The organism is Bradyrhizobium sp. USDA 241 (genome assembly GCF_049739505.1).
Classification (GTDB): Bacteria; Pseudomonadota; Alphaproteobacteria; order Rhizobiales; family Xanthobacteraceae; genus Bradyrhizobium; species Bradyrhizobium liaoningense.
Map to the genome: position 1 here is coordinate 2,390,104 of NZ_JBMGPZ010000004.1, position 24,322 is coordinate 2,414,425.

26 protein-coding genes and 1 pseudogene are annotated in these 24,322 nt (G+C 64.0%); 19 read left to right on the top strand and 8 right to left on the bottom strand.

What is annotated here, in order from left to right:
- Positions 1-11 precede the first annotated feature (11 nt).
- Entirely contained in the window at positions 12-1,595 is a 1,584-nt protein-coding gene (locus ABIF91_RS21075; RefSeq protein WP_051393878.1) for a DEAD/DEAH box helicase, read from the bottom strand.
- Positions 1,596-2,075: 480 nt separating this feature from the next.
- Here ABIF91_RS21075 and urtA point away from each other — a divergent pair, with 480 nt between their 5' ends.
- The 16 genes from urtA (at position 2,076) to ABIF91_RS21155 (ending at position 16,749) form a co-directional block, all read left to right on the top strand.
- Positions 2,076-3,404, top strand: a complete 1,329-nt coding sequence (urtA, locus tag ABIF91_RS21080) for an urea ABC transporter substrate-binding protein (RefSeq protein WP_028177273.1) — start codon at positions 2,076-2,078, stop codon at positions 3,402-3,404.
- Between the two features lie 83 nt (positions 3,405-3,487).
- Positions 3,488-5,095 carry an urea ABC transporter permease subunit UrtB gene (urtB, locus tag ABIF91_RS21085; RefSeq protein ID WP_028177272.1) on the top strand — a complete coding sequence of 536 codons (1,608 nt, stop codon included), beginning with the start codon at positions 3,488-3,490 and terminating at the stop codon, positions 5,093-5,095.
- Positions 5,092-6,261: an urea ABC transporter permease subunit UrtC gene (urtC, locus tag ABIF91_RS21090; protein WP_028177271.1), complete on the top strand. Its 1,170-nt coding sequence runs from the start codon at positions 5,092-5,094 to the stop codon at positions 6,259-6,261. Before urtB ends, urtC begins: the two co-directional genes overlap by 4 nt.
- Positions 6,262-6,266: 5 nt before the next feature.
- Positions 6,267-7,028 carry an urea ABC transporter ATP-binding protein UrtD gene (gene urtD, locus ABIF91_RS21095; RefSeq protein ID WP_028177270.1) on the top strand — a complete coding sequence of 254 codons (762 nt, stop codon included), beginning with the start codon at positions 6,267-6,269 and terminating at the stop codon, positions 7,026-7,028.
- Positions 7,029-7,030: 2 nt separating this feature from the next.
- Positions 7,031-7,726 (top strand): urea ABC transporter ATP-binding subunit UrtE, encoded by a 696-nt coding sequence (urtE, locus tag ABIF91_RS21100; RefSeq protein WP_028177269.1) that lies wholly within the window; start codon positions 7,031-7,033, stop codon positions 7,724-7,726.
- Positions 7,727-7,776: 50 nt separating this feature from the next.
- Positions 7,777-8,607: an urease accessory protein UreD gene (locus tag ABIF91_RS21105; protein ID WP_028177268.1), complete on the top strand. Its 831-nt coding sequence runs from the start codon at positions 7,777-7,779 to the stop codon at positions 8,605-8,607.
- 37 nt (positions 8,608-8,644) lie between these two features.
- Positions 8,645-8,947, top strand: a complete 303-nt coding sequence (locus tag ABIF91_RS21110) for an urease subunit gamma (RefSeq protein ID WP_028177267.1) — start codon at positions 8,645-8,647, stop codon at positions 8,945-8,947.
- A 131-nt stretch (positions 8,948-9,078) separates the two neighbouring features.
- A complete protein-coding gene (locus ABIF91_RS21115) occupies positions 9,079-9,384 on the top strand; it encodes an urease subunit beta (protein WP_028177266.1) in 306 nt (101 codons plus the stop codon).
- A 4-nt stretch (positions 9,385-9,388) separates the two neighbouring features.
- Positions 9,389-9,985, top strand: a complete 597-nt coding sequence (locus ABIF91_RS21120) for a hypothetical protein (RefSeq protein ID WP_155251783.1) — start codon at positions 9,389-9,391, stop codon at positions 9,983-9,985.
- A gap of 64 nt (positions 9,986-10,049) precedes the next feature.
- Positions 10,050-10,589 carry an HD domain-containing protein gene (locus ABIF91_RS21125; protein WP_028177264.1) on the top strand — a complete coding sequence of 180 codons (540 nt, stop codon included), beginning with the start codon at positions 10,050-10,052 and terminating at the stop codon, positions 10,587-10,589.
- Positions 10,590-10,623: 34 nt separating this feature from the next.
- The gene (gene ureC / locus ABIF91_RS21130) at positions 10,624-12,339 is read left to right on the top strand and encodes an urease subunit alpha (RefSeq protein ID WP_028177263.1); all 1,716 of its coding nucleotides are present in this window, start codon (positions 10,624-10,626) and stop codon (positions 12,337-12,339) included.
- Positions 12,340-12,482: 143 nt separating this feature from the next.
- Complete coding sequence (locus ABIF91_RS21135) at positions 12,483-12,782, top strand: putative quinol monooxygenase (protein WP_028177262.1); 300 nt, start codon at positions 12,483-12,485, stop codon at positions 12,780-12,782.
- Between the two features lie 13 nt (positions 12,783-12,795).
- Positions 12,796-13,413 (top strand): urease accessory protein UreE, encoded by a 618-nt coding sequence (locus ABIF91_RS21140; RefSeq protein WP_028177261.1) that lies wholly within the window; start codon positions 12,796-12,798, stop codon positions 13,411-13,413.
- Positions 13,394-14,122: an urease accessory protein UreF gene (locus tag ABIF91_RS21145; protein WP_063709755.1), complete on the top strand. Its 729-nt coding sequence runs from the start codon at positions 13,394-13,396 to the stop codon at positions 14,120-14,122. The genes ABIF91_RS21140 and ABIF91_RS21145 overlap by 20 nt, the downstream gene beginning before the upstream one ends.
- 42 nt (positions 14,123-14,164) lie before the next feature.
- Positions 14,165-14,788, top strand: a complete 624-nt coding sequence (gene ureG / locus ABIF91_RS21150) for an urease accessory protein UreG (RefSeq protein WP_028177259.1) — start codon at positions 14,165-14,167, stop codon at positions 14,786-14,788.
- A gap of 299 nt (positions 14,789-15,087) precedes the next feature.
- On the top strand, positions 15,088-16,749 hold the full coding sequence (locus ABIF91_RS21155) for a CHASE domain-containing protein (protein WP_028177258.1): 1,662 nt from the start codon (positions 15,088-15,090) through the stop codon (positions 16,747-16,749).
- Here the strand turns inward: ABIF91_RS21155 and ABIF91_RS21160 are convergent.
- The 5 genes from ABIF91_RS21160 to ABIF91_RS21180 all read right to left on the bottom strand — a co-directional run bounded on the left by ABIF91_RS21160 (position 16,746) and on the right by ABIF91_RS21180 (position 20,973).
- Positions 16,746-17,390 carry a TetR/AcrR family transcriptional regulator gene (locus tag ABIF91_RS21160; RefSeq protein WP_050995146.1) on the bottom strand — a complete coding sequence of 215 codons (645 nt, stop codon included), beginning with the start codon at positions 17,388-17,390 and terminating at the stop codon, positions 16,746-16,748. The genes ABIF91_RS21155 and ABIF91_RS21160 overlap by 4 nt on opposite strands.
- Before the next feature lie 146 nt (positions 17,391-17,536).
- Positions 17,537-18,679: an OpgC domain-containing protein gene (locus tag ABIF91_RS21165; protein WP_028177256.1), complete on the bottom strand. Its 1,143-nt coding sequence runs from the start codon at positions 18,677-18,679 to the stop codon at positions 17,537-17,539.
- A 184-nt stretch (positions 18,680-18,863) separates the two neighbouring features.
- Positions 18,864-19,319, bottom strand: coding sequence for a hypothetical protein (locus ABIF91_RS21170; protein WP_028177255.1), 456 nt, complete (start codon positions 19,317-19,319; stop codon positions 18,864-18,866).
- A 92-nt stretch (positions 19,320-19,411) separates the two neighbouring features.
- The gene (locus ABIF91_RS21175; RefSeq protein ID WP_028177254.1) at positions 19,412-19,783 is read right to left on the bottom strand and encodes a DUF883 family protein; all 372 of its coding nucleotides are present in this window, start codon (positions 19,781-19,783) and stop codon (positions 19,412-19,414) included.
- Positions 19,784-19,860: 77 nt separating this feature from the next.
- Positions 19,861-20,973 carry an AI-2E family transporter gene (locus ABIF91_RS21180; RefSeq protein WP_035669932.1) on the bottom strand — a complete coding sequence of 371 codons (1,113 nt, stop codon included), beginning with the start codon at positions 20,971-20,973 and terminating at the stop codon, positions 19,861-19,863.
- Positions 20,974-21,180: 207 nt separating this feature from the next.
- Here ABIF91_RS21180 and ABIF91_RS21185 point away from each other — a divergent pair, with 207 nt between their 5' ends.
- Both ABIF91_RS21185 and ABIF91_RS21190 read left to right on the top strand, forming a co-directional pair.
- The gene (locus ABIF91_RS21185) at positions 21,181-21,966 is read left to right on the top strand and encodes a L,D-transpeptidase (RefSeq protein WP_028177252.1); all 786 of its coding nucleotides are present in this window, start codon (positions 21,181-21,183) and stop codon (positions 21,964-21,966) included.
- Between the two features lie 16 nt (positions 21,967-21,982).
- Positions 21,983-22,630, top strand: a complete 648-nt coding sequence (locus ABIF91_RS21190) for a DUF2865 domain-containing protein (RefSeq protein ID WP_028177251.1) — start codon at positions 21,983-21,985, stop codon at positions 22,628-22,630.
- A gap of 281 nt (positions 22,631-22,911) precedes the next feature.
- Here the strand turns inward: ABIF91_RS21190 and ABIF91_RS21195 are convergent.
- A pseudogene (locus ABIF91_RS21195) lies at positions 22,912-23,853 on the bottom strand (IS630 family transposase).
- Between the two features lie 52 nt (positions 23,854-23,905).
- On the opposite strand from ABIF91_RS21195, the gene ABIF91_RS21200 reads away from it, so the two are divergent.
- The gene (locus ABIF91_RS21200; RefSeq protein WP_424579379.1) at positions 23,906-24,052 is read left to right on the top strand and encodes a Thivi_2564 family membrane protein; all 147 of its coding nucleotides are present in this window, start codon (positions 23,906-23,908) and stop codon (positions 24,050-24,052) included.
- A 63-nt stretch (positions 24,053-24,115) separates the two neighbouring features.
- On the opposite strand, the gene ABIF91_RS21205 is transcribed toward ABIF91_RS21200, so the two are convergent.
- Positions 24,116-24,316: a CsbD family protein gene (locus tag ABIF91_RS21205; RefSeq protein WP_028178419.1), complete on the bottom strand. Its 201-nt coding sequence runs from the start codon at positions 24,314-24,316 to the stop codon at positions 24,116-24,118.
- Positions 24,317-24,322 lie beyond the last annotated feature (6 nt).

Consider the following 24,322-nt stretch of genomic DNA (forward strand, 5'->3'; position numbering starts at 1 on the left):
GTCGTGGACGGCTAGTGCGAATAGGGTTTGCGATTCGGTTGGCTGTTTGGCCGACTCCCGCGGCGCAAAAAGGCAACGCCTTGTATCCCATCAGGCGTCCCGGCGCTATGCGCGGAACGTTGTTCCGGACGGTCGACAGGCGATGAATGCATCTTACCACCGGAGCGGCGGCGCCGAGAACCCTTCGAAGCGTTCGGGCCATTGCCGGGTCGTCCGTCGGCCTGCCTCACCTCGGCGTGCCGTCCCTCACCGTGCCTTCCGTCACTTGGTTTGCCGGCACCATGGTGACGCCCGTCGGCATGTCTTTCGTCAGCGCGCCGCCCATCACCGTGCCGCGTCCCTTGCGGGCGTTGGCCCGGGCGGCCGCCCGGCCGGCCTTGCCGTTGCTGCGACGGGGCGGGGCCGGCATCGCGGCGCCCGGCGTCGGTGCGGTGGTCCTCGCGCGGCAGCGCGACGCGGATCAGCCGTTCGATGTCGCGGAGATAGCTGAGCTCCTCGCCGCCTGCGACCAGCGAGATCGCGGTGCCGTCGGCGCCGGCACGGGCGGTGCGACCGATGCGGTGGACGTAGGTCTCGGGGACGTTGGGCAGATCGAAATTGATGACGTGGGTGATGCCGTCGACGTCGATGCCGCGGGCGGCGATGTCGGTCGCCACCAGGGTGCGGATCTCGCCGGAGCGGAACTGGGCGAGCGTCCGCTCGCGATGGTTCTGGGACTTGTTCCCGTGGATGGCGCTCGCGGCAATGCCGGCCTTTTCAAGGGTCTTCACGACCTTGTCGGCGCCGTGCTTGGTGCGGGTGAAAACCAGTGCGCGGTTGATCGGCTCGTCCTTCAGGAGCTTGGTCAGGAAGGCGGGCTTGGAAGAGAAGTCGACCTGGATGATGCGCTGGTTGATCCGCTCGGCGGTCGAGGAGACCGGGGTCACCGCGACGCGGGCCGGATCGCGCAGCATGGCGTCGGCGAGTTCAGCGATGTCCTTGGGCATGGTGGCCGAGAAGAACAGCGTCTGCCGCTTGATCGGCAGCTTGGCGACGATTTTGCGGATATCGTTGATGAAGCCCATGTCGAGCATGCGGTCGGCTTCGTCGAGCACAAGGAACTCCACGCTTCCAAGCTTCAGCCCGTTGCTCTGCACGAGGTCGAGCAGGCGGCCTGGGGTGGCGACCAGAACGTCGACGCCCTGCATCAAGGCGCGGACCTGCCGGCCCATCGGCACGCCGCCGATGGCGAGGGTGGACGCCAGCCGGAGGTGACGGCCGTAGGCGTTGAAGCTGTCGAGGATCTGACCGGACAGCTCGCGGGTCGGAGAGAGCACGAGTACGCGGCAGGTCTTGGGCTGCGGCTTGATGCGGTTCTCGAGCAGCCGGTGCAGGATCGGCAGCGCGAAAGACGCGGTCTTGCCGGTTCCGGTCTGCGCAATGCCGACGACGTCGCGGCCGGTCAGCGCGGTCGGAATGGTCTGGGCCTGGATCGGGGTGGGGGTGACGTAGTTCTCTTCGCGAAGAGCGCGCGCGATGGGCTCGGCAAGGCCGAAATCCTGAAACGAAGTCAAAAGAGGGGTTCTTTCCATGTCAAATGCGGGCGCCCGGCGCATTCGGCGCGGCGCGCGCAAAAGGGTGTCGAGAAGACACCTGCGTGTTTGGGGTGTCGGATGGGCTTGGGAGAATGGGGCAAGCCAGAGGCCCGTAGGGGGCTTAAGAACACGCGGCTCGCTATGACCCCTTGATTCGCAAGAGGCCTCGGCTGCTCATATGGAACATCGAGGGGGCGCTTTCAAGGCAGGCGCGGCCGAAATAGCGATTGCGGTACAAAAATAGTGATGCCGGAAATTTAGCCAGAGTTAGCGATTTGCTTAGAAATTAACCCGCCTGCCGCTTTCGCATACATTTCGACCGCCTAGAATTTAGTCAAACTGACTGCGGCGAAACTTCGATTCTGGCCGATTTTATAAGTAGTATCAATGTGTTGATGGGTGCTCAGCCCGTGGCATGGTTCTTGCGATTCCGTTAATCGCAGGCGGCCGTGGGGCCGTTTCGCAGCATTTTCACGTCTGCGTCAGGGAGATGAGACACTCATGTTTAGCAAATCCACTCACGATATAGCGGCTTCATTTAGCCGCCGCGGCGTGCTCGCCGCGACCGCCGGACTGGTGCTGGGTCTGGCTTCATTGACTGGCGCGAAGGCCGCGGACGACACCATCAAGGTCGGCGTGCTCCACTCCCTGTCCGGCACCATGGCGATCAGCGAAACCACGCTGAAGGATACCATCCTCTTCCTGATCGATGAGCAGAACAAGAAGGGCGGCGTGCTCGGCAAGAAGCTGGAAGCCGTCGTCGTCGACCCCGCTTCGAACTGGCCGCTGTTCGCCGAGAAGGCGCGCGAGCTGATCACCAAGGACAAGGTCTCGGTCGTGTTCGGCTGCTGGACCTCGGTGTCGCGCAAGTCGGTGCTTCCGGTCTTCAAGGAGCTGAACAACATTCTGTTCTACCCCGTGCAGTACGAGGGTGAGGAGAGCGAGCGCAACGTGTTCTACACGGGTGCGGCGCCGAACCAGCAGGCGATCCCGGCCGTCGACTATCTGATGAAGGAAGAGAAGGTGAAGCGCTGGGTGCTCGCGGGCACCGACTACGTCTATCCGCGCACGACCAACAAGATCCTGGAAGCCTATCTGAAGTCGAAGGGTGTCGCCCAGGAAGACATCATGATCAACTACACGCCGTTCGGTCACTCCGACTGGCAGACGATCGTGGCCGACATCAAGAAGTTCGGCTCGGCCGGCAAGAAAACCGCGGTGGTCTCGACCATCAATGGCGACGCCAACGTTCCCTTCTACAAGGAGCTCGGCAACCAGGGCATCAAGGCAAAGGACATCCCGGTCGTTGCGTTCTCCGTGGGTGAGGAAGAGCTCGCCGGCATCGACACCAAGCCGCTGGTCGGCCATCTCGCCGCCTGGAACTACTTCGAGTCGATCAAGACCAAGGACGGGTCGAACGAGAAGTTCATCAAGGACTGGCAGGCCTACACCAAGAACCCCAAGCGCGTGACCAACGACCCGATGGAAGCGCACGTGATCGGCTTCAACATGTGGGTGAAGGCGGTCGAGAAGGTGAAGTCGACCGATCCGGACAAGGTGATCGACGCGCTTCCCGGCATCGAGGCGCCGAACCTGACCGGCGGCGTGTCGAAGATGCTGCCGAACCACCACATCACCAAGCCGGTGTTCATCGGCGAGATCAAGGCGAATGGCCAGTTCGACGTCGTGTGGAAGACGCCGGGCCTCGTCGCGGGCGACGCCTGGTCGAAGGAGCTGGAAGGCTCCAAGGACCTGATCGGCGACTGGGTCGGCAAGAAGTGCGGCAACTTCAACACCAAGACCAACAAGTGCCTCGGTTCGGGCTCCTGATCCGGATCTGACGTCCGTTGCACGATCGGAGAGGGCGGCTATCCCGCCGCCTTCTCCACTCATTTCTGCCGGGGTCATTCACAGTGCCAGCCCATTTGTCCGCCCGTCTCTGCTCGCTTGCACTCTCGTTGTTTCTGATCGCGTTCGCGCTGCCGGCCCTCGCCGGTCCGTTCGAGGATGCGGTCGCCAAATTCGCCAATGACGATTTCTCCGACACGGAAGAGGCGATCGGCGTGGTCGCGGGCAGCGGCAACCCGTTGGCTTTCCCCATCATCAGCGCGCTCCAGGACGGCCGTCTCATGGCCGATCCCGACAGCAAGAAGGTTTACGTCACTGGGGCCGACGGCAAGTCGATCGACGCCGCGACGGGCGAGGCCGTCGCCAGCGTTCCCGACAGTGCAAGCGCGGTCCGCCTGAACAACCGCCTGCGCCGCAGCGTCGACGCCGCGCTCGGTGGCCTGACGCTTCAGTCGCCGGATGTGGGAACGCGCCTGCAGGCCGCGCAGTCGGTCTTCAAGTCGCATGAGGAGACCGCGCTCGAGCCGGTCGATGCGGCGTTTGCCAAGGAAACCAACAGATCCGTCAAGACCGCACTCGGCGAGGCCCGCGCCGCGATCCTGCTGTTCAAGTCCGACGCCACCGAGGTCGAGAAGCTCGAGGCCGTCGCGACCCTCAAGGCGCGCGGCGACCAGGACGCCCTGGCGCTGCTGACCGGCATGGGCGACCAGCCGGCGTCGGTAACGAAGGCCGCCGCGAGCGCGATCGGCTCGATCCAGAGCTCGCTGGCGGTCTGGTCCATGGTGCAGAACGCCTGGTACGGCCTCTCGCTCGGCTCGGTGCTGCTGCTCGCGGCGATCGGACTCGCCATCACCTTCGGCGTGATGGGCGTCATCAACATGGCGCATGGCGAGATGGTGATGATCGGGGCCTACACCACCTTCGTGGTGCAGGAGGTGATCCGCACCCGCTATCCCGGCCTGTTCGACTATTCGCTGCTGATCGCCGTGCCGCTCGCCTTCCTAGTTGCCGGCGCCATCGGCGTGCTGATCGAGCGCAGCATCATCCGCTTCCTCTACGGCCGGCCGCTGGAGACACTGCTGGCAACCTGGGGCCTGTCGCTCGTGTTGCAGCAGGCGGTGCGAACCATGTTCGGTCCGACCAACCGCGAGGTCGGCAACCCCTCCTGGATGAGCGGCGCGTTCGAGCTCGGCCAGATCACCATCACCTATAACCGGCTCTGGATCCTCGTCTTCACGCTCGCCGTGTTCATGATCCTGCTCGCGATGCTGCGCTACACGGCGCTCGGCCTCGAGATGCGCGCGGTGACGCAGAACCGCCGCATGGCGGCCTCGATGGGCATTGCCACCTCGCGCGTCGATGCGCTGACCTTCGGTCTCGGCTCGGGCATTGCCGGCATCGCCGGTGTGGCGCTGTCGCAGATCGACAATGTCAGCCCCAATCTTGGCCAGAGCTACATCATCGACAGCTTCATGGTCGTGGTGTTCGGTGGCGTCGGCAATCTCTGGGGCACGCTGGTCGGCGCCTTCACGCTCGGCATCGCCAACAAGTTCCTGGAGCCGGTCGCCGGCGCCGTCCTCGGCAAGATCGCGATCCTGGTCCTCATCATCCTGTTCATTCAAAAACGGCCGCGCGGCCTGTTCGCGCTCAAGGGCCGCGCGGTGGAAGCATGACCCCTCACATGCTGACGCGATCGCTGGACCGCAGCGCGACGATCTTCCTCGCCGTCGTCGCGGCCTGCGGCATCCTCATCCCGCTCTCCAACCTGTTGCTGCCCGCGGGCTCGTTCCTGCAAGTGCCGACCTATCTCGTCGCGCTCTGGGGCAAATATGTCTGCTACGCCATCCTGGCGCTCTCGATCGATCTGATCTGGGGCTATTGCGGCATCCTTTCGCTCGGCCACGGCGCCTTCTTCGCGCTCGGTGGCTACGCCATGGGCATGTACCTGATGCGGCAGATCGGCACCCGCGGCGTTTACGGCAATCCGGTCCTGCCCGATTTCATGGTGTTCCTGAACTGGGAGAAGCTGCCGTGGTACTGGTACGGCTTCGATATGTTCTGGTTCGCCGCGCTGATGGTGCTGGTCGTGCCCGGCCTGCTCGCCTTCTGTTTCGGTTGGCTCGCGTTCCGCTCCCGCGTTACCGGCGTGTACCTGTCGATCATCACGCAGGCGATGACCTATGCGCTGCTGCTTGCCTTCTTCCGCAACGACTTCGGCTTTGGCGGCAATAACGGGCTCACCGATTTCAAGGACATTCTGGGCTTCAACGTGCAGGCGGAGGGCACCCGTGCCGCGCTGTTCGCGCTGAGCTGCCTGGCGCTGATTGTGGGCTTCCTGATCTGCCGCGCCATCGTCTCGTCCAAGCTCGGCAAGGTGCTGATCGCGGTGCGTGACGCGGAATCGCGGACGCGCTTCCTGGGCTACCGCGTCGAATCCTACAAGCTGTTCGTGTTCACGGTTTCGGCCTGCATGGCCGGCGTCGCCGGCGCGCTCTACGTGCCGCAGGTCGGCATCATCAATCCGAGCGAGTTCGCTCCGGGCAACTCGATCGAGGCGGTGATCTGGGTCGCGGTCGGCGGCCGCGGCACGCTGGTCGGTGCCGCGCTCGGCGCCGTCGTCGTCAACTATGCAAAAACGTTCTTCACCTCCGGCGTGCTGGCGCCGTACTGGCTGTTCATGCTGGGCGCGCTGTTCATCCTGGTGACCCTGCTGCTGCCGAAGGGCATCGTCGGCACCTTCAACGCCTGGTGGGACTCGTCGAAGGAAAAACGCACCGCCGCGACCTCCGTGAGCGCGGCGGCCGAGGACGGTGTCACCGAACCCAAGATGGCGGAGTAGGTGCAATGAACGTCATGGATACCCGCGCGACTTCCGCGATGCTCTATCTGGACGGGGTGCACGTCTCGTTCGACGGCTTCCACGCCATCAACAATCTTTCGCTGACGCTCGAGCCCGGCGAGATGCGCGCCATCATCGGCCCGAACGGCGCCGGCAAGACCACGATGATGGACATCATCACCGGCAAGACCAAGCCCGACGAGGGCACCGTGCTGTTCGATGGCGTCACCGACCTGACCCGGCTCGACGAGACCCGCATCGCCGAGCTCGGCATCGGCCGGAAATTCCAGAAGCCGACCGTGTTCGAGAGCCAGACCGTGCAGGACAACCTGCTGCTCGCGCTCAATGTCGACCACAGCGTCAAGGCCACGCTGTTCTGGCGCGGCAGCAAGGCGGAAGCCGAGCGCATCGACAAGGTGCTTGAGACGATCCGCCTCACCGAGGCCCGCAACCGCCTTGCCGGCAGCCTCAGCCACGGCCAGAAGCAGTGGCTCGAGATCGGCATGCTGCTCGCGCAGGATCCCAAGCTGCTCCTCGTCGACGAGCCTGTCGCCGGCATGACCGACGTCGAGACGCATCTCACGGCCGAGTTGCTGAAGGAGATCAACAAGACTCACACGGTCATGGTGGTCGAGCACGACATGACCTTCGTGCGCGAGCTCGGGGTCAAGGTCACGTGCCTGCACGAAGGCACCGTGCTCGCGGAAGGAACCATCGACCAGGTCTCGTCCAACGAGCGGGTCATCGAAGTCTATCTGGGACGCTGAGCATGCTTGAGGTCAAGGACATCAACCTGTTCTACGGCGCGGCGCAGGCGCTGCGCGGCGTCTCGATCTCGGCCGAGCCGGGCAAGGTGACTTGCGTGCTCGGGCGCAACGGCGTCGGCAAAACGTCTCTCTTGCGTGCCATGGTCGGGCAGTATCCGATCTCCTCGGGGGCGATCGTGTTCGATGGCAGCGACATCACGGGCCTGAAGCCCTATGAGCGGGCGCGCAAGGGCATCGGTTTCGTGCCGCAGGGCCGCGAGATCTTTCCGCTGCTGACGGTCGAGGAAAATCTCAAGACCGGCTTCGGGCCGCTCAAGCGCGAGGACAGGCATATTCCGGACGACGTGTTCTCGCTGTTTCCGGTGCTGCAATCCATGCTCGGCCGGCGCGGCGGCGACCTCTCCGGCGGCCAGCAGCAGCAGCTCGCGATCGGCCGCGCACTGGTGATGCGGCCGAAGCTGCTCCTGCTGGATGAGCCGACCGAGGGCATCCAGCCCTCGATCATCAAGGACATCGGCCGGGCCATCTCCTACCTGCGCAACCTCGGCAACATCGCCATCGTGCTGGTCGAACAATATCTCGACTTTGCCTGCGAACTCGGCGACAGTTTCGCGGTGATGGATCGCGGCGCGGTGAAGTTCACCTGCGATCGCGCCAATCTCGATCCCGGCGAGATCAGCCGCCAGATGGCGCTGTAAGTCGGAGACTGTAAGCCAAGAAATCCTGCCGCGACCGGCTGGGGAGACGGATGCGCAGCGACGCTTTAGCGACAACTTCGGTGTTCGAGGCCAACCGCGCCCGTGGCGCTGTCAGGTTCGACGTGCACGCTCGTGACGGTGTGACACGGCGCGGGGCCTTGCACGAATCCGGTTCGCTCCGCGTGCGCTTTCCCTCGCCCGAAGACGAGGGCCTCTCCGGTGTGTTCGTCAACACCGCCGGCGGCGTTGCCGGCGGTGATCGCTTCGACATCGAGATATCGGCGGCGGATGGCTCGCGGCTGACGCTGACCACCGCGGCGGCCGAAAAGATCTATCGCGCGCCGGGCTCGGCGGCGCAGCTCAACATCGCCCTGAAGGCCGGCGCGGGTGCGCGTCTTGCCTGGCTGCCTCAGGAGACGATCCTGTTCGATCGCGCCCGGGTTCACCGCCGCTTCGACATCGTGCTCGACGAGAACGCCTCGCTCCTGCTTTGCGAGATCGTCGTGTTCGGCCGCACCGCCATGGGCGAGCGGATGGAGCAGGGCGAATTCGTCGACCGCTGGCGGATGCGCCGCGGCGGCAGGCTGGTCTTCGCCGAAACAGTCAGGCTCGGCGGCGATATCGGCGCCAAGCTCGTGCGATCCGCGGTCGCCAAGGGCGGCGCGGCGATCGGCACGGCCCTGATCGTGCCTGGCGATGAGGCACTGGTCGAGCGCATCCGTGAGGCGTCGGAGTCGTTCTCCGGCGAGGTCGGGATATCCGCCTGGAATGGCTTTGCAATGGCGCGGTTCTGTGCCCAAGATGCGGCGCGTTTGCGCGCCGATATGATGGCGGTGCTGGCGCGCACCGGCGTCGCCCTGCCGCGGCTCTGGCTGAATTGAGTGGCTGAATAGACGTGTTGAACGGAAGAGATTTCGCATGAACCTGTCTCCCCGCGAAAAGGACAAGCTTCTGATCTCGATGGCGGCGATCGTGGCGCGCCGCAGGCTGGATCGCGGCGTCAAGCTCAACCATCCCGAGGCGATCGCGATCATCTCCGATTTCATCCTCGAAGGCGCGCGCGACGGCCGCACCGTCGCCGAGCTGATGCAATCCGGCGCGCAGGTCCTGACCCGCGACCAGGTGATGCCGGGGATTCCCGAGATGATCCACGATATCCAGGTCGAGGCGACATTCGCTGACGGAACGAAGCTGGTCACCGTGCACGAGCCGATCAGGTGAGACACGGCGCTATATCAACACCGTCATGCCCGGGCTTGTCCCGGGCATCCACGACCTTCGAACCAGGTGACGCCACGTGGATGGCCGGGACAAGCCCGGCCATGACGCAGCAGAGCAAGACGAGGTAGCACATGATTCCCGGCGAACTCTTCATCCAGGACGGCGAGGTCGAGCTGAATGCCGGCCGCAAGACCGTGACGCTGACGGTTGCCAACACCGGCGACCGCCCGATTCAGGTCGGCTCGCACTACCATTTCTTCGAGACCAACCCGGCGCTGAAGTTCGACCGCAAGAAGGCTCGCGGCATGCGCCTCGACATTGCCGCCGGCACCGCCGTCCGCTTCGAGCCTGGGCAGACCCGTGACGTGCAGCTCGTCGCCATGGCGGGGAAGAAGACCATCTACGGCTTCCGCGGCGACGTCATGGGGAAGCTTTGAAGCGATGTTTTCGACGCCTTCGGAGCTCCGAGGACGAGTTACGCCAACAGCAGTGAGCCGGGCGTCTGCTTGGCCCCTTCGTCAAGGCTTCGCTGCCATCGTCCTCGCGTTCGCTTGCTCGTCGACCAGCTACGGCGAAGACGGCTGGCAGTGGCGCGTAAGCAAGATAAGCGACGGACGACTGCTGCTTGCTTTCACCGAGACCGAGGCGACCGACGAATTGGGAACGGTGTGGTTCTATTGTCAGCCGGCGTCCGGCTTAATCGACGTTTTTAGCGCTGCCAATGACAGGGAGCGCAAGGTCCTTGCCGACTTCATCCGATCGAACACCTACCCGAAAGTGCAACTCGAAGCTGAAGCATCGATCGCCGAACCGTCGTTTTCGGAGGCCGGCGGTTGGGAGTATCGTTTCCAGATCAGCGCCGACAGTGCATGGTTCAACAAGTTCAAGCAAACTGGTCGGATCGGATTCAAGTTTGGATCCTTTGTAGCGGACTATGGAAGGGATCCGATCGCAAGGTCCGGCCTGAAGAAGGTGGCTGAGTTTCAGGCACAATGCCTAAAACCCGGGACCTCAGAGGGGACAAAAGCTCAACGATGACTTTAGAAGACCATCGTGCTCGCGTAGCGGCCAATGCATTCAACTGTAGTAGGGAGGACTGAATATGCTGCCTGCTGTCCGCCTGATCTCCGAAGCCGCCGAGCTCGCCGCGCAGCGCCACAACGGCATGGCGCGCAAGGGGCGCGGTAACGAGCCTTACATCAATCATCTCGCCGAGGTCGCGAACCTGCTCGCAACTGCGACTGACGGTGCCGACGCAGAGATTGTCGCTGCCGGCTGGCTGCACGACGCAATCGAGGACACCGACACAGCGCCCGAGGAGCTGGCACAGAGATTTTCCGCGCGTGTTGCTTCCCTCGTCGTTGAATGCACGGACGACATGAGCTTGCCGAAGGCCGAGCGGCGGCGCCGGCAGGTGATGGACGCACCGAATAAATCCGCTGGCGCGAAGCTGATCAAGATCGCGGACAAGATCAGCAATACAGGGGCACGCATTCAAACCGATCCCAGTGCCGAGGAACGCGACGATCTCGCCGACTATGTCGAGTGGGCCACGCAGGTCGTCGCGGGCTGCCGCGGCGGCAATGCGTGGCTCGACGAGAAATTCGACGATGCCGTGAAAGCAGCGAGGGCGCTGCTGTGACCCACCAAATATTCAAACGCAAGCGGGGCTCGTGATGTCCGTCAAGATAAAGCGTTCCGTCTATGCCGACATGTTCGGCCCGACCACCGGCGACAAGGTGCGGCTGGCCGACACCGATCTCATCATCGAGGTCGAGAAGGATTTCACCACCTACGGCGAGGAGGTGAAGTTCGGCGGCGGCAAGGTGATCCGCGACGGCATGGGGCAGTCGCAAGTCACCAACAGGCAGGGCGCGGCCGACACCGTCATCACCAATGCGCTGATCGTCGATCACTGGGGCATCGTGAAGGCCGACGTCGCGATCAAGGACGGCATGATCTCCGGGATCGGCAAGGCCGGCAACCCAGACATCCAGCCCGGCGTGACCATCATCATCGGCCCCGGCACCGATGTCATCGCGGGTGAAGGAAAAATCCTCACCGCCGGCGGCTTCGACAGTCACATCCATTTCATCTGCCCGCAGCAGATCGAGCACGCGCTGATGAGTGGCGTCACTTCGATGTTGGGCGGCGGCACCGGCCCGTCGCACGGCACCTTCGCCACCACCTGCACGCCGGGGCCGTGGCACATCGGGCGGATGATCCAGTCGTTCGATGCCTTCCCGGTCAATCTCGGCATCTCCGGCAAGGGCAACGCCTCGCGCCCTGCCGCGCTGGTCGAGATGATCAAGGCAGGCGCCTGCGCGCTGAAGCTGCACGAGGACTGGGGCACCACGCCGGCCGCAATCGACAATTGCCTGGCGGTCGCCGACGATCACGACATCCAGGTGATGATCCACACCGACACGCTGAATGAGTCCGGCTTCGTCGAGGACACGGTCAAGGCGTTCAAGGGCCGCACCATTCATGCCTTCCACACCGAAGGCGCCGGCGGCGGTCACGCCCCTGACATCATCAAGATCGCCGGCCTGAAGAACGTGCTGCCGTCCTCGACCAACCCGACGCGGCCTTTCACTCGCAACACCATCGACGAGCATCTGGACATGCTGATGGTGTGCCACCACCTCGATCCCTCGATCGCGGAAGATCTGGCGTTCGCCGAAAGCCGCATCCGCAAGGAGACGATTGCGGCCGAAGACATCCTGCACGACCTCGGCGCGCTCTCGATGATGTCCTCGGACTCGCAGGCCATGGGCCGCCTCGGCGAGGTCATCATCCGGACCTGGCAGACCGCCGACAAGATGAAGAAGCAGCGCGGCTCGCTGCCGCAGGACAAGGGCAAGGACAATGACAATTTCCGCGTCAAGCGCTACATCGCCAAATACACGATCAATCCCGCGATCGCGCACGGCGTGTCGAAGCTGATCGGCTCGGTCGAGAAGGGCAAGCTGGCCGATCTCGTGCTGTGGTCGCCGGCGTTCTTCGGCGTCAAGCCGGACTGCATCGTCAAGGGAGGCACGATCGTCGCCGCGCCCATGGGCGATCCCAACGCCTCGATCCCGACGCCGCAACCGGTGCACTACCAGCCGATGTTCGGCGCCTTCGGCAAGGCGCGCACGGCATCGTCCGTGGTGTTCACCTCCAAGGCGGCCGTCACGGGCGGTCTCGCGCGAAAACTCGGCATCGAGAAGAAGTTCTATGCGGTCCAGAACACCCGCGGCAGGATCTCGAAGAAGAGCATGATCCACAACGACGCCACGCCCAACATCGAGGTCGATCCGGAGACCTACGAGGTGCGCGCCGACGGCGAGCTGCTGACCTGCCCGCCTGCGGAGGTGCTGCCGATGGCGCAGCGGTATTTCATGTACTGAAATAGCGCCTCAACGCATGTCCAGGGAGGGAGGTCTGGCCGCGTGTCCGGGGACGGCTTTTTGCGGTTTTGCGTTCGGTCCCGCCTGGTCTAATGTCCCGCCCGGTATCTTAACCTTCAGAAGAAAAGCCGGGAGGATTTCTCGTGATCTACGTCGTTGCTACTTTGACCATCAAGCCCGAAACGCGCGCCGAATTCATTGCAGCGGCCACCGCCTGCATCAAGGAGACGCGGAAGGAGCCCGGCAATATCGCCTATGATCTGCATGAAAGCGTCACCGATCCCAGCAAGATGGTGTTCGTCGAGCAGTGGGAAAACGCCGAGGCGCTGGTGCCGCATCGGGGCATGGAGCACATGAAGACGTTCGGCCGCGTCGCGGTGAAGTGCTTCACGGCACCGCCGAGGATCGAAGTGATCACACCCGAGAAGGTCGAGACACGGTAAAGAGGTAGGACGCATGATCCGGGCGACGCAGGTCAGGGGACAGCACCGCTTCACGGAAGCGCCGGCGGATACGGTCGTGCTCGATTTCGACGATCGGCACCGCCGCCGTATGGTGATGACGGGCACGCGGGGGCTCGAATTCCTGCTCGACCTGGAGCATGCCGTCGCGCTGCGCGGCGGCGACGCGCTGGTGCTGGAGGACGGGCGGCTGATCGAAGTGGTCGCGGCGCCCGAGCCGCTGCTGGAGATCCGCGGCCGCGATCCGCACCATCTCATCCGGGTCGGCTGGCATCTCGGCAATCGCCATCTGCCGACGCAGATCATGGCCAAGGCCCTGCGCATCCGCCGCGACCACGTCATCGAGGCCATGGTGAAGGGCCTCGGCGCGCGCGTGATCGAGATCGAGGCGCCGTTCGATCCCGAAGGCGGGGCCTATGCCGATGCCGGCCACGCGCATGGGCACGATGACCAGGCGCATCACGACCACGGCCATCATCACCATGATCACGGCCACCACGATCATGATCATGCCGCGCATGATCATGGCCACGGTCACCACCATCACCACGATGAGCATTGCGACCACCCCGACCATCACCACGGCCACAAGCATGCTCATGACCACAAATGAGCCGGTCGGCGCCGGCGCCCTTGCAGAGGGCGAGGCGGCGGCGCTGTACCGGCTGATGACCTGGCTGTCGCCGGCGTTCCCGGTCGGCGGTTTCTCTTACTCCAGCGGCCTCGAATGGGCCGTCGAGGCGGGCGACGTCACCGACACCGCCTCGCTGGCGGATTGGCTCGATGCGATGCTCGGCGACGGCTCCGGCTTTTGTGACGCGACGTTTCTGGTCCACGCTTATCGCGCCGCGGAAGCGGGCGAGACCACCGCTTTGAACGAAGTCGCCGAGCTCGCCGCCGCCTTCGTGCCGTCGCGCGAGCGGCAGCTGGAGACGGCCTCGCAGGGCCGCGCCTTCATCGACATCGCTCGCGCCGCGTGGAATGCCGACGGACTGGATGCCGTGATTGCGGCATGCAGCACGCCACCGGTCTATCCGGTCGCCGTCGGTGTCGTCGCCGCGATGCACGCCGTGCCGCTGGCGCCGACGTTGCACGCCTTTCTGCATGCGCTGGTCTCGAACTGGATCTCGGCGGCCAGCCGGCTCATTCCGCTCGGCCAGACCGATAGCCAGCGTGTGCTGGTAAGGCTGGAAGCCGCCGTCGCCGCGACCGCCAATCGTGCGTTGAACGCGGCATTGGACGATCTCGGCAGCGCGACGTTCCGGGCCGATCTCGCCAGCTTGCGGCACGAGACGCAATATACGCGGCTGTTTCGCTCGTGACCGGCGCTGCTTTAATCAATCGAGAGAGAGAGAGCGAATCACATGTCGAAATCCCACGGCCCCTTGCGTGTCGGCGTCGGCGGCCCGGTCGGGTCGGGCAAGACCGCGTTGATGGACCTGCTCTGCAAGACCATGCGCGAGCGCTATGACATTGCGGCGATCACCAACGACATCTACACCAAATGGGATGCGGAATTCCTCGTGCGTTCGGGGTCGCTGACGCCGGATCGCATCGCCGGCGTCGAGACCGGCGGTTGCCCGCACACCGCGATCCGCGAGGACGCCTCGATGAACCTCGCCGCAGTCGCGGACATGCGCGCCAAGTTTCCCGGACTTGATCTCGTGTTGATCGAGTCCGGCGGTGACAATCTCGCCGCCACGTTTTCCCCGGAGCTGGCCGACCTCACCATTTACGTCATCGACGTCGCCGCTGGCGACAAGATCCCGTCCAAGGGAGGTCCCGGCATCACCCGGTCCGACCTCCTGGTCATCAACAAGACCGACCTCGCGCCCCATGTGGGCGCCTCCCTGGAGAAGATGGAGACGGACGCCAGGCGCATGCGCGGCGAGCGTCCCTTCGTCATGACCAACTTGAAGAAGAGCGAGGGGCTCGACCGAATCGTCGACTTCATCGAAGCCAAGGGCGGCCTGAAACGGCCGGGCTGACGGGACGCGACCACTTGGCGCAGGCGTTTCTCGCCGTTAACGTTTGGGCAGCGCGGTAACCGCGGAACAAATTTCCGACACGGCGATTAACTACCTCCGGCGCCCCGGGGCAGATCCATCCCTGCCAGCCCATCGGCCGGGCCGATTAAGCTTGTCAGGCGACCCAAGTTGCGTACTGATGCCTCCTCCTCCATTATCTCCGCCACTGGGGTCCACCCTGTTTCGGCAGATGGCCGTTCGAGCGGCGTTCATATGCTCCGTGTTTGTTGCCGACCTCCTGCTTTCGCCTGAGTAATCGCGTGGTCAGGCTGGGTTTCATCATCGGCTTCATCGCTTTGCTCGGGGTCTTGCTCTCCGGGCTTGCAGCCTATCGCGTCCATGACCAGGAGCTGGCGCTGGATCGGATTGCGCTCGCGCGCGCGATCGACGTTCATGCGAGCCTGGTTCAGGACCGCCTCACCGAGCGGGAGCTGCTCGCGCGTGTCGCCTCAGGCCTGTTCCGCGCGCCATCCGTGATCAAGCCGAACATGCTGGAGCCGCTGCGCTCGGCGATCTACGCCTTCAAGACCGATTTCGTGGTGGCCGGCTGGATCGCCCGGCTGAAGCCGAACGAGCTCGCGGCGGCGCAGGCCGCCATCGCCGGCGCCGGCTTCCCAAATCCGCAGATTCGGTCCTATGACGACAAGCCGATCAATCCGGCCGAGATCACTCAGCCGATCGACGTGCTGATGGACCTCGAGCCACGCAGCAACGAGACCAAGACGCTGCCCGGCCGCAGCTACGATCAGGATCCCGTTCGCAGTGCCATGCTGACGCGTGCGCGCACCGAGAAGAGGTCGGTTGCCTCGGACCCGGTGCCGCTGATCCGCGGGAACGGCGCGGTCGGCATCATCGTGGCTGCGCCCGTCATTCCCGAGGGAGCAACGGAGCCGGCCGGGTTCGTCACATTCTCCTACGAGCTCGCCACGCTGATGCTGACCAACGACGACATGTCGTTGTTCGCGGTCGCGCTCAGGGATCCGCGCAAGGAAGGCGGCGAGCTGATCGCCAACGACCAGGGCGTGGTCTCGACGCGCAGGGTTGCGGCGGACGGGCCGGCGCCGTCGGCGACGCGCACGGTGAGCTTCGGTGGCCGTGACTGGCAGCTCAGCTATTATGCGAAAACCAACTCGGCGCGTCGCGCCGAGCAGACCGCCATCATCGTCGCGGTGATCGGCTTTGCGATCACGGCAATGGTGTGCGGCCTGTTCGGCTATGTCGCCTACAACAATCTGCGGCTCAGCCGGGAGATCCAGGTCAGGATCGGGTTCGAGCGCCGGCTGACTGCGGTCATCGACGAGCTCAATCACCGCGTCAAGAACATCCTGGCGGTGATCCAGTCGATCGTGACGCGTACCTTGCGCCACGGCTCGGACATCGACAACGCGCGCGAGCTGCTGATCGGGCGCATCCACGCCATGTCCAACGTGGTCTCGCTGCTGAGCGAGAGCCAGTGGCAGGGCGTCAAGCTGAAGGGACTGTTCGAGGCGCGCGCCATCCCGCATGCCGACCGCATCGCCGTCACCGGTCCTGATATCGCGGTCAGCGCACGCGCGGCGCAGAGCCTGTCGCTGCTTTTCTTCGAGCTTGCCTCGCATTCCGACGAGGGCCTGTCGCTGGTTGGAAAGCATCCGCACATCACCGCCAACTGGACGGTGACGGGAGAGGACGGCAACGAGGTCTTCCATTTCCGCTGGGAGGAGTTCAACACCAGCGAGGCGACGCGCCGGCCCGATTCCGATTTCGGCCTGATCCTGCTCGACCGCGTCGCGCCCGAGGCGCTAGGGGGCACCGCCAAGCGCTTCTTCACCGACGTCTCCTACGTCTATGAATTGACCGCCCCGATGGAGACGGTGGTCGACATGACCGAGCGCGACCGCACGGACAAGATCTCGGCGCCGGTCAGGCCCGTGCGCAGCTAACCCTTCGGCCGCAACACGAGATCGACGAGGCTACGCGCGTAAGCCGGAGTGACCGGCGTGATGCCGAAGACGTAGCGATAGAACAGGCTGCCATAGATCGCATCGTAGAGATCCTCAGGAAGCCCTTCAGCCAGAATGCTGCCATCCTGCTGGCCCGCGGCGATCATCTCGACGAGCGCGTCGCGGCGGAATTGCAGGTAGCGCGCGTAGAACAGCTCCGCCGAGCCGGTCTTCGAGATGCATTCGGAGATGACGGCGAGCTGGACCTTGCCGAACTCACCCTGGAGCGCTTCGGCATAGGCCGCCGCATGGCGGCGCGCGCGCGCCGCGGGGCTGCCGGAACTCGCCGGCGGCAGCGGCAGCATCTGCGCGGCGTGGTGGAGAAAGGCGTCGATCAAAAGCGCCTCGCGGGATGGCCACCATTTGTAGATCGTCATCTTGGAGACGCTGGAATGGCGCGCGACCGCGTCGATGGTGGTGGCGGCAAGGCCGGTGGAGGCCATCAGCGCATAGGCGCTCTCGAGAATGGCGTTGCTGCTCTCGATTGACCTCGGCCGGCCGCGCCGGGGCGCGCTGTCAGCCTCGTCACCCCCGCCTTTCCCCCTCGCCACGCCCGGTCTCCTCACGCAGACTTTCGGCATAGCGCAGCCATGGCCTTCGGCCTAGCAGAATCGCACGATTTTGCGACCAAGCGCGATGCGATCAGGATGAATCGTCATCGCGCTTCAGGTTGTCGTTCAAGCATGGTCCTTTCGGAAAACCGCTGCGCACTTTTCCGGATCATGCTTTAGGCCTGCTGCCGCAGGGCGGCAGGCATGTCCTGCCGCTTCGACCAGGCGACGTAGTAGGCGACGGCGGTCATCGCGGTGAAGCCGACGATGCTTACCGCGATCTGCATCGCCACCAGATTGGGGCCGGTGATCAGGATGAGATGGCCGGCAAAGGACAGGAACACGCCAACGCAGAACACGGCGAGCCATTCCTCGCCGCATCGTATGACCGCCTGAAGCGGCTTCAATCGCAGGCCGGGGTGATCGGCCGGAATCAGATGGGTCGCGAGCAAGGCGAGCGCGAGGAAGTGAACCACGCGATAAGGTGCGAGGTTTTCCTTGTCGGTTGGCGCGATGCTCTCGAGGAGCAGGCCTGGCAGATAGGCGGACAGTTGCGGCGAATGGCGCAACAGGGTCATCGCCATCGCGAAAACGAGATAGCTCCCTGCGAGTATCCGCAGCCAGGGAAGGTCGCGCAGCGCCCGTCCCGATGCGCCTGTGACGGCGAACCACCCGCCCAGCACCATCAGCATCTGCCAGCAGAGCGGATTGAAGGTCCACTCCTGGTCGGGAGAGACCCGAAAATTCCACTCGAACCAGCGTGCGGCAAGATACAGCGCGACCGATGCCGCAAGCGTCAGGTTCGGCCGTCGCAGCAGACCCCACAGCGCGAACGGAAAGAAGGCCATCAGAGGAATCATCAGCTGCAGAAGGTCGAGGTTCAGCGGCTCCTCCTGGAGCACGAGACCGCGAATCAGGATGCGCAGCGGGTGCTCGAGAATCCCCGAGATGTTGTATTCATGGATGATCTCCGGCGCCATCGATTGCGAGGCGACATAGGCGATGGCGTCGATATAGATCACGAACAGCACGACATAGGCGGCGTAGAGCCGCCAGACGCGGCGAAAGATCCGCGTTGCCGCGACCAGGTAGCCGCGCTCCAGCGTCATCCTGCCGTGGATGATCGCGACGCCATAACCCACCACGAACACGAACAAATCCGCCGCGCCGCTGAAGCCGAAGTTGCGCAGCGTCAGCAGGTTGACGACGTTGTTCGGAATGTGGTCGACGAAGACCGACCAGTTGGCGATGCCGAGCGTCAAATACAGCCTGGCGTCGTGATGGAATGCAGCGAGGTTCGCCTTGACGGACGTTTTCATTGAGTAAAATAGCTTTGGGAATCAGGATGATGCTTTTACCGGCAACTGACTGCCCATCCGAGTAGCATTTGCGTGAGTGGGACCGGTTTGCACCGGTTGGCGCAAAATTGCGCCGCGTCGCGTCGATCGCAGCGGATAGACGCGCTCGCAGGATTTACGACGAAATTTCCTAACCGGCTGACCGCTACTCGGCAGGTTCAGCCGACACCTCGTCGGACACACCGGCGCGGCTCGCCAGGATGCCGAGGGCGACGCCCCCGATCGCCAGGATCGGCAACAGCCGCTTCATCCCGATGGCGCGAACGATCTGGAGCCCGGTAGCGAGGAGCATCGGATCCGCGAGCATGCTCTGCGCGGCCGACTTCGCGGCGCGCTCGGCCGCGATCTGGGCCCGCTTCTGCACCTCGCGCTTGTAGCCCCAATAGGAGCCTGCCGCCGCCAGGGTCAGCAGGAAGAAGATGCCCGCGCCCGCCAGGCAGGCCTGCACCGGGCCATATGCCTCCAGGACCGAGATGAAGGCGGCGGCACAAAGGAAGCCTGTCGTCACCAACAGCGCAAAGGCCGCGCCTGCGGCAAGGGAGGTCAGCCGAATTGTCGTGCCGGTGGATGCACTGATCCCGTCGATGATGCGCTGAAACATGGCCTTGCTCCTCAAATCCCCCACAAGCCGAAACGTCACAGGCTGAGACGGCGGCGCGGCAGCGCCGCCGTCTCAGCATCCGTTCCGCAGCCTTACCGGCGCCAGGCGATGCCGATCAGGAAGCCGATGCCGAGCGCCAGTCCGACGGTCGCGAGCGGTCGCTGCGTGATCGCCTCTTCCAGCGTCTCCTCGATCGAGCCGTAGGCGTCTTGCGCAGCTTCCATCATCGCGCTGCCGCGCTCGGACATGTCGTCCATCGCGGAATCCACGTTCTCGCGCGCCTGGCGATAGCCGCGGCGAGCCTGCTTGCCGGTCGAGTTGGCGAAAGTATTGAGCGCGTCGGTGATCTGGTCGGTGAGGGCGGCGATATCGCTTTTCACGGCTGCTACATCCTTTTCGAGGCGTTCTCGGGTGGCTTTGTCGGTCCAGTCTTTCATCCCGGCTTCGGCATTGGGCGTGGACATCGGGAGCTCCAAACTGTTGACGGCTGAGATAGCCGGAGAACGTTTCGTCGTCGGGGAAGTTCCGTCACGGAAACCAGTCAGGCCTGCGGCAGATGCGGCGCGTCCGTCGGCAGCAGATGCTCCTTGAGAATCAGAGCCATGATCAGAAGCGGTGATGACAGGAACGCGCCCATGGGGCCCCACATCCAGGTCCAGAAGGCCAGCGCAAGCAGGACCGCAAGTGCATTCAGCGCCAGTCGCCGGCCGATAATGGTCGGCGTGATGAAGTGCCCTTCCAGGAAGGTGAGCCCGCCGAAGGCGAGCGCGGCCACGAGGCCGCCGCCGATGGTCGGGAAGGCAACCAGCCCTACCACGACCAGCACCACGAACATCGCGACCGGCCCGATGATAGGGATGAAATTGAGCGTTGCCGCCAGCGCGCCGAGCCCGGCCGGATTGGGCATGCCGGTGAGCGCGCAGATGAGGCCGGTGCCGACGCCGACGCCCACATTGATCAGGGTGACGGTCAGGAGGTAGTTGCCGAGATGGACCTCGATCTCGTTGAGAATCCGAAGCGTGCGCAGCCGCGCATCATGGTCGCTGAAGGTCATGATCATGGCCCGTCGCAGGTCGCGCCAGCTTGCGATGAACAGGATCAGCGTGACGAAGAACAGCAGGAATTCGGCAAAGGTCGGTGACAGGAACTCCAGCGTCGGCTGCACCCACTCGACCTTGGGCATATGGAAACTCGGCAACCCTTCCGATCCGCCGAGCATGACCTGCATTTCCCGCCACAGCGAAAGCGGCCGGTCGAACACGTTCAACTTGTCCTTAAGTTGCGCACCGAGCTCCGGCAGGCGCGTGCTCCACTCCATCACGGGCGAGGCGATCAGCGCGACGACAAAGGCAACCACTGTCGTCCCCGCGATCACGATCAGTACAGCACCGAGCGCCCGCGGCACCTTGTACCGCTCCAGGAAGTTCGCCGCCGGCGACAGCATGGTGCCGGTGACGAAGGCCATCACCACGGGGAGGAAGAACGCCCTTCCGACATAGAGCACGGTGACGACCGCAATCAGCAGCAGGCCCGCGAGTGCGACAGCGACGAACTCGGTGCGGCGGATCACCGGCGGCAGCTCGCCACGGCTCTCAGGGAGCGGCTCGCCTTCGCTGTTTCCGGAAATCAGGCGTTCGCTGGGAAGGACGCGCACAACATATCTCCCGCATGGAAGGCTAGCGATCCGCGCGCCCATTCCATAACGTTGCGGAGGGAGCGCGGGTTCCATTGCAGCTTCGTGAAGATGCGCTCTCTTGACTGTGACCAAGCTGCCGCAGCCTGCGGTGGAACTCGAATCGGCACCGCTGCGTTGCTTGAACCAGCTGCGTCACCCTGATGCAGACGTCCAACGGGGCAGCACATGACGAAGTTCTCTGTAGTCCGCCGCAGCTCTGCGCTGCGCTCTGTCGCCGCGTTCGCGCTCGCTACTGCCTTCCTCGCGGTAACCTGTGGTGGCGCGAGCGCGCAAACCTTCGGCTATGCTCCGATGCAGCCGCAGGCCTATCCGCAGGACCAGGGTTACTCCCAGGGATACTCCCAGGGCGACGTCAACGAGGCGCCGCAGCTCGCCGACGAGGACGCCCAGTTGTCCGACCGCCTGCGCAAGCAGATCGTCAGCTTCGACAGGGGCGAGCCGGCTGGTACCATCGTCATCGATACCAACAACACCTATCTCTATTACGTGCTCGGCAACGGCCGCGCGATCCGCTACGGCGTCGGCGTCGGCCGCGAGGGCTTCACCTGGTCGGGCGTGCAGAGCGTGAGCCGCAAGGCGGAATGGCCGGACTGGCACCCGCCGACCGCGATGATCGCGCGCCAGCCCTATCTGCCGCGCTTCGTCGCCGGCGGCCCCGGCAATCCGCTCGGCGCGCGTGCGATGTATCTCGGCTCCAGCGAATACCGCATCCACGGCACCAACGATCCTTCCACCATCGGCAAGTTCGTGTCGTCCGGCTGCATCCGCATGACCAACGAGGACGTCATCGACCTGTTCAACCGGGTGAATGTCGGCGCCAAGGTCGTGGTGCTGCCGAAGAATGCGCCGTTGATGGCCAAAGGCGCAGATCCCGCGCGAAAGCGCCCGGCCGTGAGCACGCTGCCCACCGGCCGCCAGGCGTTGAACATCACGACGTCGGCCGTGAACTGAGAGTGAGCGAGGTCGTATGAGCAGGCGCCTGGTTGGCAAATTGGCTGGCGGTACAGCGATGTTGATCGTTGTCTCCGCCGGTCTGGCGTCGGCACCGTCGGCGCATGCGGAGGATTTCTTCTCGGCATTGTTCGGCGGCTTCCGGATGCGGCCGCCGCCGGAGATCCGGATGCCGTTTCCGAACGACGACGTGCCGCGCTACGACGCGCCGCGGCGGTCCTCCTATGGCGCCGGCACGGCCTATTGCGTGCGCGGCTGCGACGGCCGCTACTTCCCGGCGCAAGGCACCGATGCCGCGAGCAAGGCGCAGTCCTGCAAGAGCTTCTGCCCGGCCTCAGAAACCTCGCTGGTCTACGGTAGCAATATCGACGACGCGACGACGGAGAACGGGAAGTCCTATTCCGACCTGCCGAACGCGTTCCGCTATCGTAACGAGATCGTGGCGGGGTGCACCTGCAACGGCAAGGACCCGGCTGGGCTCGCCCAAGTCAAGGTCGAGGATGATCCCACCCTCCGCAAGGGCGACATCGTCGCCGGCGCCAACGGCCTCGTGGTCGCCAGCCGCAACGCCAACGACCGCCGCGGCGTCGCGATGAATTTCTCGCCGCTGCCGGAATCGGTGCGCGCCAGATTCCGCCAGGTCCCCGTGGTGGCGAGGGAGTAGGGTTGCCGCAACGAAGCAGACTATCGCCCCATCGGCAGTGGTCTCCGGACCAGCTCGCCGAGAGCGCGCGCGGGTCCGCATCTGGGAGAACGAAATCGTGGGTGGCTCGGCCGATCGTAGGGATTTTGCGAGAGGTTTCAGCAGGTTGCAGAAGTGGAACCGACCAGAGTGCAGCGCGTTAAGAACAGTGGCACAATTTGCCTGAAGGGGGTCCTGCAATGCTGGTTGGCGTACTCGTTACCTTTCTCGTCGTCATTCTCGTGCTCTAGAGCATGATGTATTTACACGGAAACATAGCCTGAGTTTTTGAAGTAGTTGGTGCACTCCTCCTGGGAGAAGAGATCGAGGAGTTCACCAACCTTCCGCCAGGTTGCCTCCACGTCACGAGGTTCTGCGGATCGCATGAGGTGTTGAGTTTGGCGAAGACCTGCTCGATCGGGTTGAGGTCAGGGCTGTAGGGCGGCAAGAAGATAAGGTGGGCTCCTCTGGCGCGGATAGCTTGGCGAGCCGCTTTGCCCTTGTGGCTGCCAAGATTGTCGAGAACGACGATCTCGCCCGGTGCGAGGGTGGGTGCCAACACCTTCTCGACGTACAGCGTGAAGAGTTCACCATTGATGGGACCATCAATCACCCAAGGCGCACTGATCCGATCATGACGCAGCGCCGCGATGAAGGTCATGGTCTTCCAATGGCCGAAAGGTGCAGATGCTTGGAGGCGCTGCCCACAAGGCCCCCAGCCGCGTAGCGGCGCCATATTGGTCTTGATCCACGTCTCGTCGATGAAAACCAACCGCGTGACGTCAATCCTGCCTTGATGCGCTTTCCATCGGGTCCGCTTACGGGCGACGTCTGGGCGATCCTGCTCGGCTGGTAGAAGCGTTTTTTTTGAAGCTGAGCCCCTCGGCGTGAACAAAAGTCCACACCGCCCGCACGTCTGTCTTGATCCCCCGTGCAGCCAGCTCCTGCGTCAGCTTGCGCAAGGTGAATGGCCCCGAGCGAATGCGTTTGCGCAGCCAGTCGGCGTTGGCATCCGACAGAACCCGCTTCTTGTGGCCGCCGATCTGGCCGGGCGCCAGGCCTCCGGTATCACGCCTTAGGTTCTTCCACTTCGTCACGCACGAGGGGCTGATCTGTAGCGCCTCTGCGATCGAACGAACCGTCTCGCCCGCGTCAGCGCGAGCCAAGGCGCGTTCACGGATGTCTTCCGAATAGGGGCGCGTCATCCATGCTGGCCTCCGCACTCCAGCATGGAGCTTGAATCAGAAATCGCCCGCTCTGGGAACCCCGATTCCAGTCAAAAACATCACGCTCTATCTCATCAACATGCTGCCGATGGACGGCCGCGCCAAGCAGATCGCGCGCGTGGTTGTCATCATCATCATCGGCATCGTGTCGCTGCTGAAGTATCTGGCGGTATTCTAGCGGACTTACGGATATCCAATAAAAGAAGCCCCGGTCTGAGCCGGGGCTTCGTTGGTGCTGTGCTCAATGCAGCCCTTTGAGCCAGTCGTCGACGTCCTGACGAACCTGGTCCTTGGCCTTGCCGTAGCGTTCCTGGAGCCGGCCCTCGAGCTGCTCGCGGCGACCCTCGATCAGCGTGAGGTCGTCGTCGGTGAGCTTGGCCCATTTCTCCTTGGCCGAGCCCTTGAATTGCTTCCAGTTTCCTTCGATCCGATTCCAGTCCATGACCAT

Excerpts from the sequence above, each read along its gene's own strand:
- ABIF91_RS21075 (WP_051393878.1), bottom strand. The coding sequence starts at position 1,595 with ATGCGCCGGGCGCCCGCATTTGACATGGAAAGAACCCCTCTTTTGACT.
- urtA (WP_028177273.1), top strand. The coding sequence starts at position 2,076 with ATGTTTAGCAAATCCACTCACGATATAGCGGCTTCATTTAGCCGCCGC.
- urtC (WP_028177271.1), top strand. The coding sequence starts at position 5,092 with ATGACCCCTCACATGCTGACGCGATCGCTGGACCGCAGCGCGACGATC.
- urtD (WP_028177270.1), top strand. The coding sequence starts at position 6,267 with ATGAACGTCATGGATACCCGCGCGACTTCCGCGATGCTCTATCTGGAC.
- urtE (WP_028177269.1), top strand. The coding sequence starts at position 7,031 with ATGCTTGAGGTCAAGGACATCAACCTGTTCTACGGCGCGGCGCAGGCG.
- ABIF91_RS21105 (WP_028177268.1), top strand. The coding sequence starts at position 7,777 with ATGCGCAGCGACGCTTTAGCGACAACTTCGGTGTTCGAGGCCAACCGC.
- ABIF91_RS21110 (WP_028177267.1), top strand. The coding sequence starts at position 8,645 with ATGAACCTGTCTCCCCGCGAAAAGGACAAGCTTCTGATCTCGATGGCG.
- ABIF91_RS21115 (WP_028177266.1), top strand. The coding sequence starts at position 9,079 with ATGATTCCCGGCGAACTCTTCATCCAGGACGGCGAGGTCGAGCTGAAT.
- ABIF91_RS21120 (WP_155251783.1), top strand. The coding sequence starts at position 9,389 with ATGTTTTCGACGCCTTCGGAGCTCCGAGGACGAGTTACGCCAACAGCA.
- ABIF91_RS21125 (WP_028177264.1), top strand. The coding sequence starts at position 10,050 with ATGCTGCCTGCTGTCCGCCTGATCTCCGAAGCCGCCGAGCTCGCCGCG.
- ureC (WP_028177263.1), top strand. The coding sequence starts at position 10,624 with ATGTCCGTCAAGATAAAGCGTTCCGTCTATGCCGACATGTTCGGCCCG.
- ABIF91_RS21140 (WP_028177261.1), top strand. The coding sequence starts at position 12,796 with ATGATCCGGGCGACGCAGGTCAGGGGACAGCACCGCTTCACGGAAGCG.
- ABIF91_RS21145 (WP_063709755.1), top strand. The coding sequence starts at position 13,394 with ATGCTCATGACCACAAATGAGCCGGTCGGCGCCGGCGCCCTTGCAGAG.
- ureG (WP_028177259.1), top strand. The coding sequence starts at position 14,165 with ATGTCGAAATCCCACGGCCCCTTGCGTGTCGGCGTCGGCGGCCCGGTC.
- ABIF91_RS21160 (WP_050995146.1), bottom strand. The coding sequence starts at position 17,390 with ATGCCGAAAGTCTGCGTGAGGAGACCGGGCGTGGCGAGGGGGAAAGGC.
- ABIF91_RS21165 (WP_028177256.1), bottom strand. The coding sequence starts at position 18,679 with ATGAAAACGTCCGTCAAGGCGAACCTCGCTGCATTCCATCACGACGCC.
- ABIF91_RS21170 (WP_028177255.1), bottom strand. The coding sequence starts at position 19,319 with ATGTTTCAGCGCATCATCGACGGGATCAGTGCATCCACCGGCACGACA.
- ABIF91_RS21175 (WP_028177254.1), bottom strand. The coding sequence starts at position 19,783 with ATGTCCACGCCCAATGCCGAAGCCGGGATGAAAGACTGGACCGACAAA.
- ABIF91_RS21185 (WP_028177252.1), top strand. The coding sequence starts at position 21,181 with ATGACGAAGTTCTCTGTAGTCCGCCGCAGCTCTGCGCTGCGCTCTGTC.
- ABIF91_RS21190 (WP_028177251.1), top strand. The coding sequence starts at position 21,983 with ATGAGCAGGCGCCTGGTTGGCAAATTGGCTGGCGGTACAGCGATGTTG.
- ABIF91_RS21205 (WP_028178419.1), bottom strand. The coding sequence starts at position 24,316 with ATGGACTGGAATCGGATCGAAGGAAACTGGAAGCAATTCAAGGGCTCG.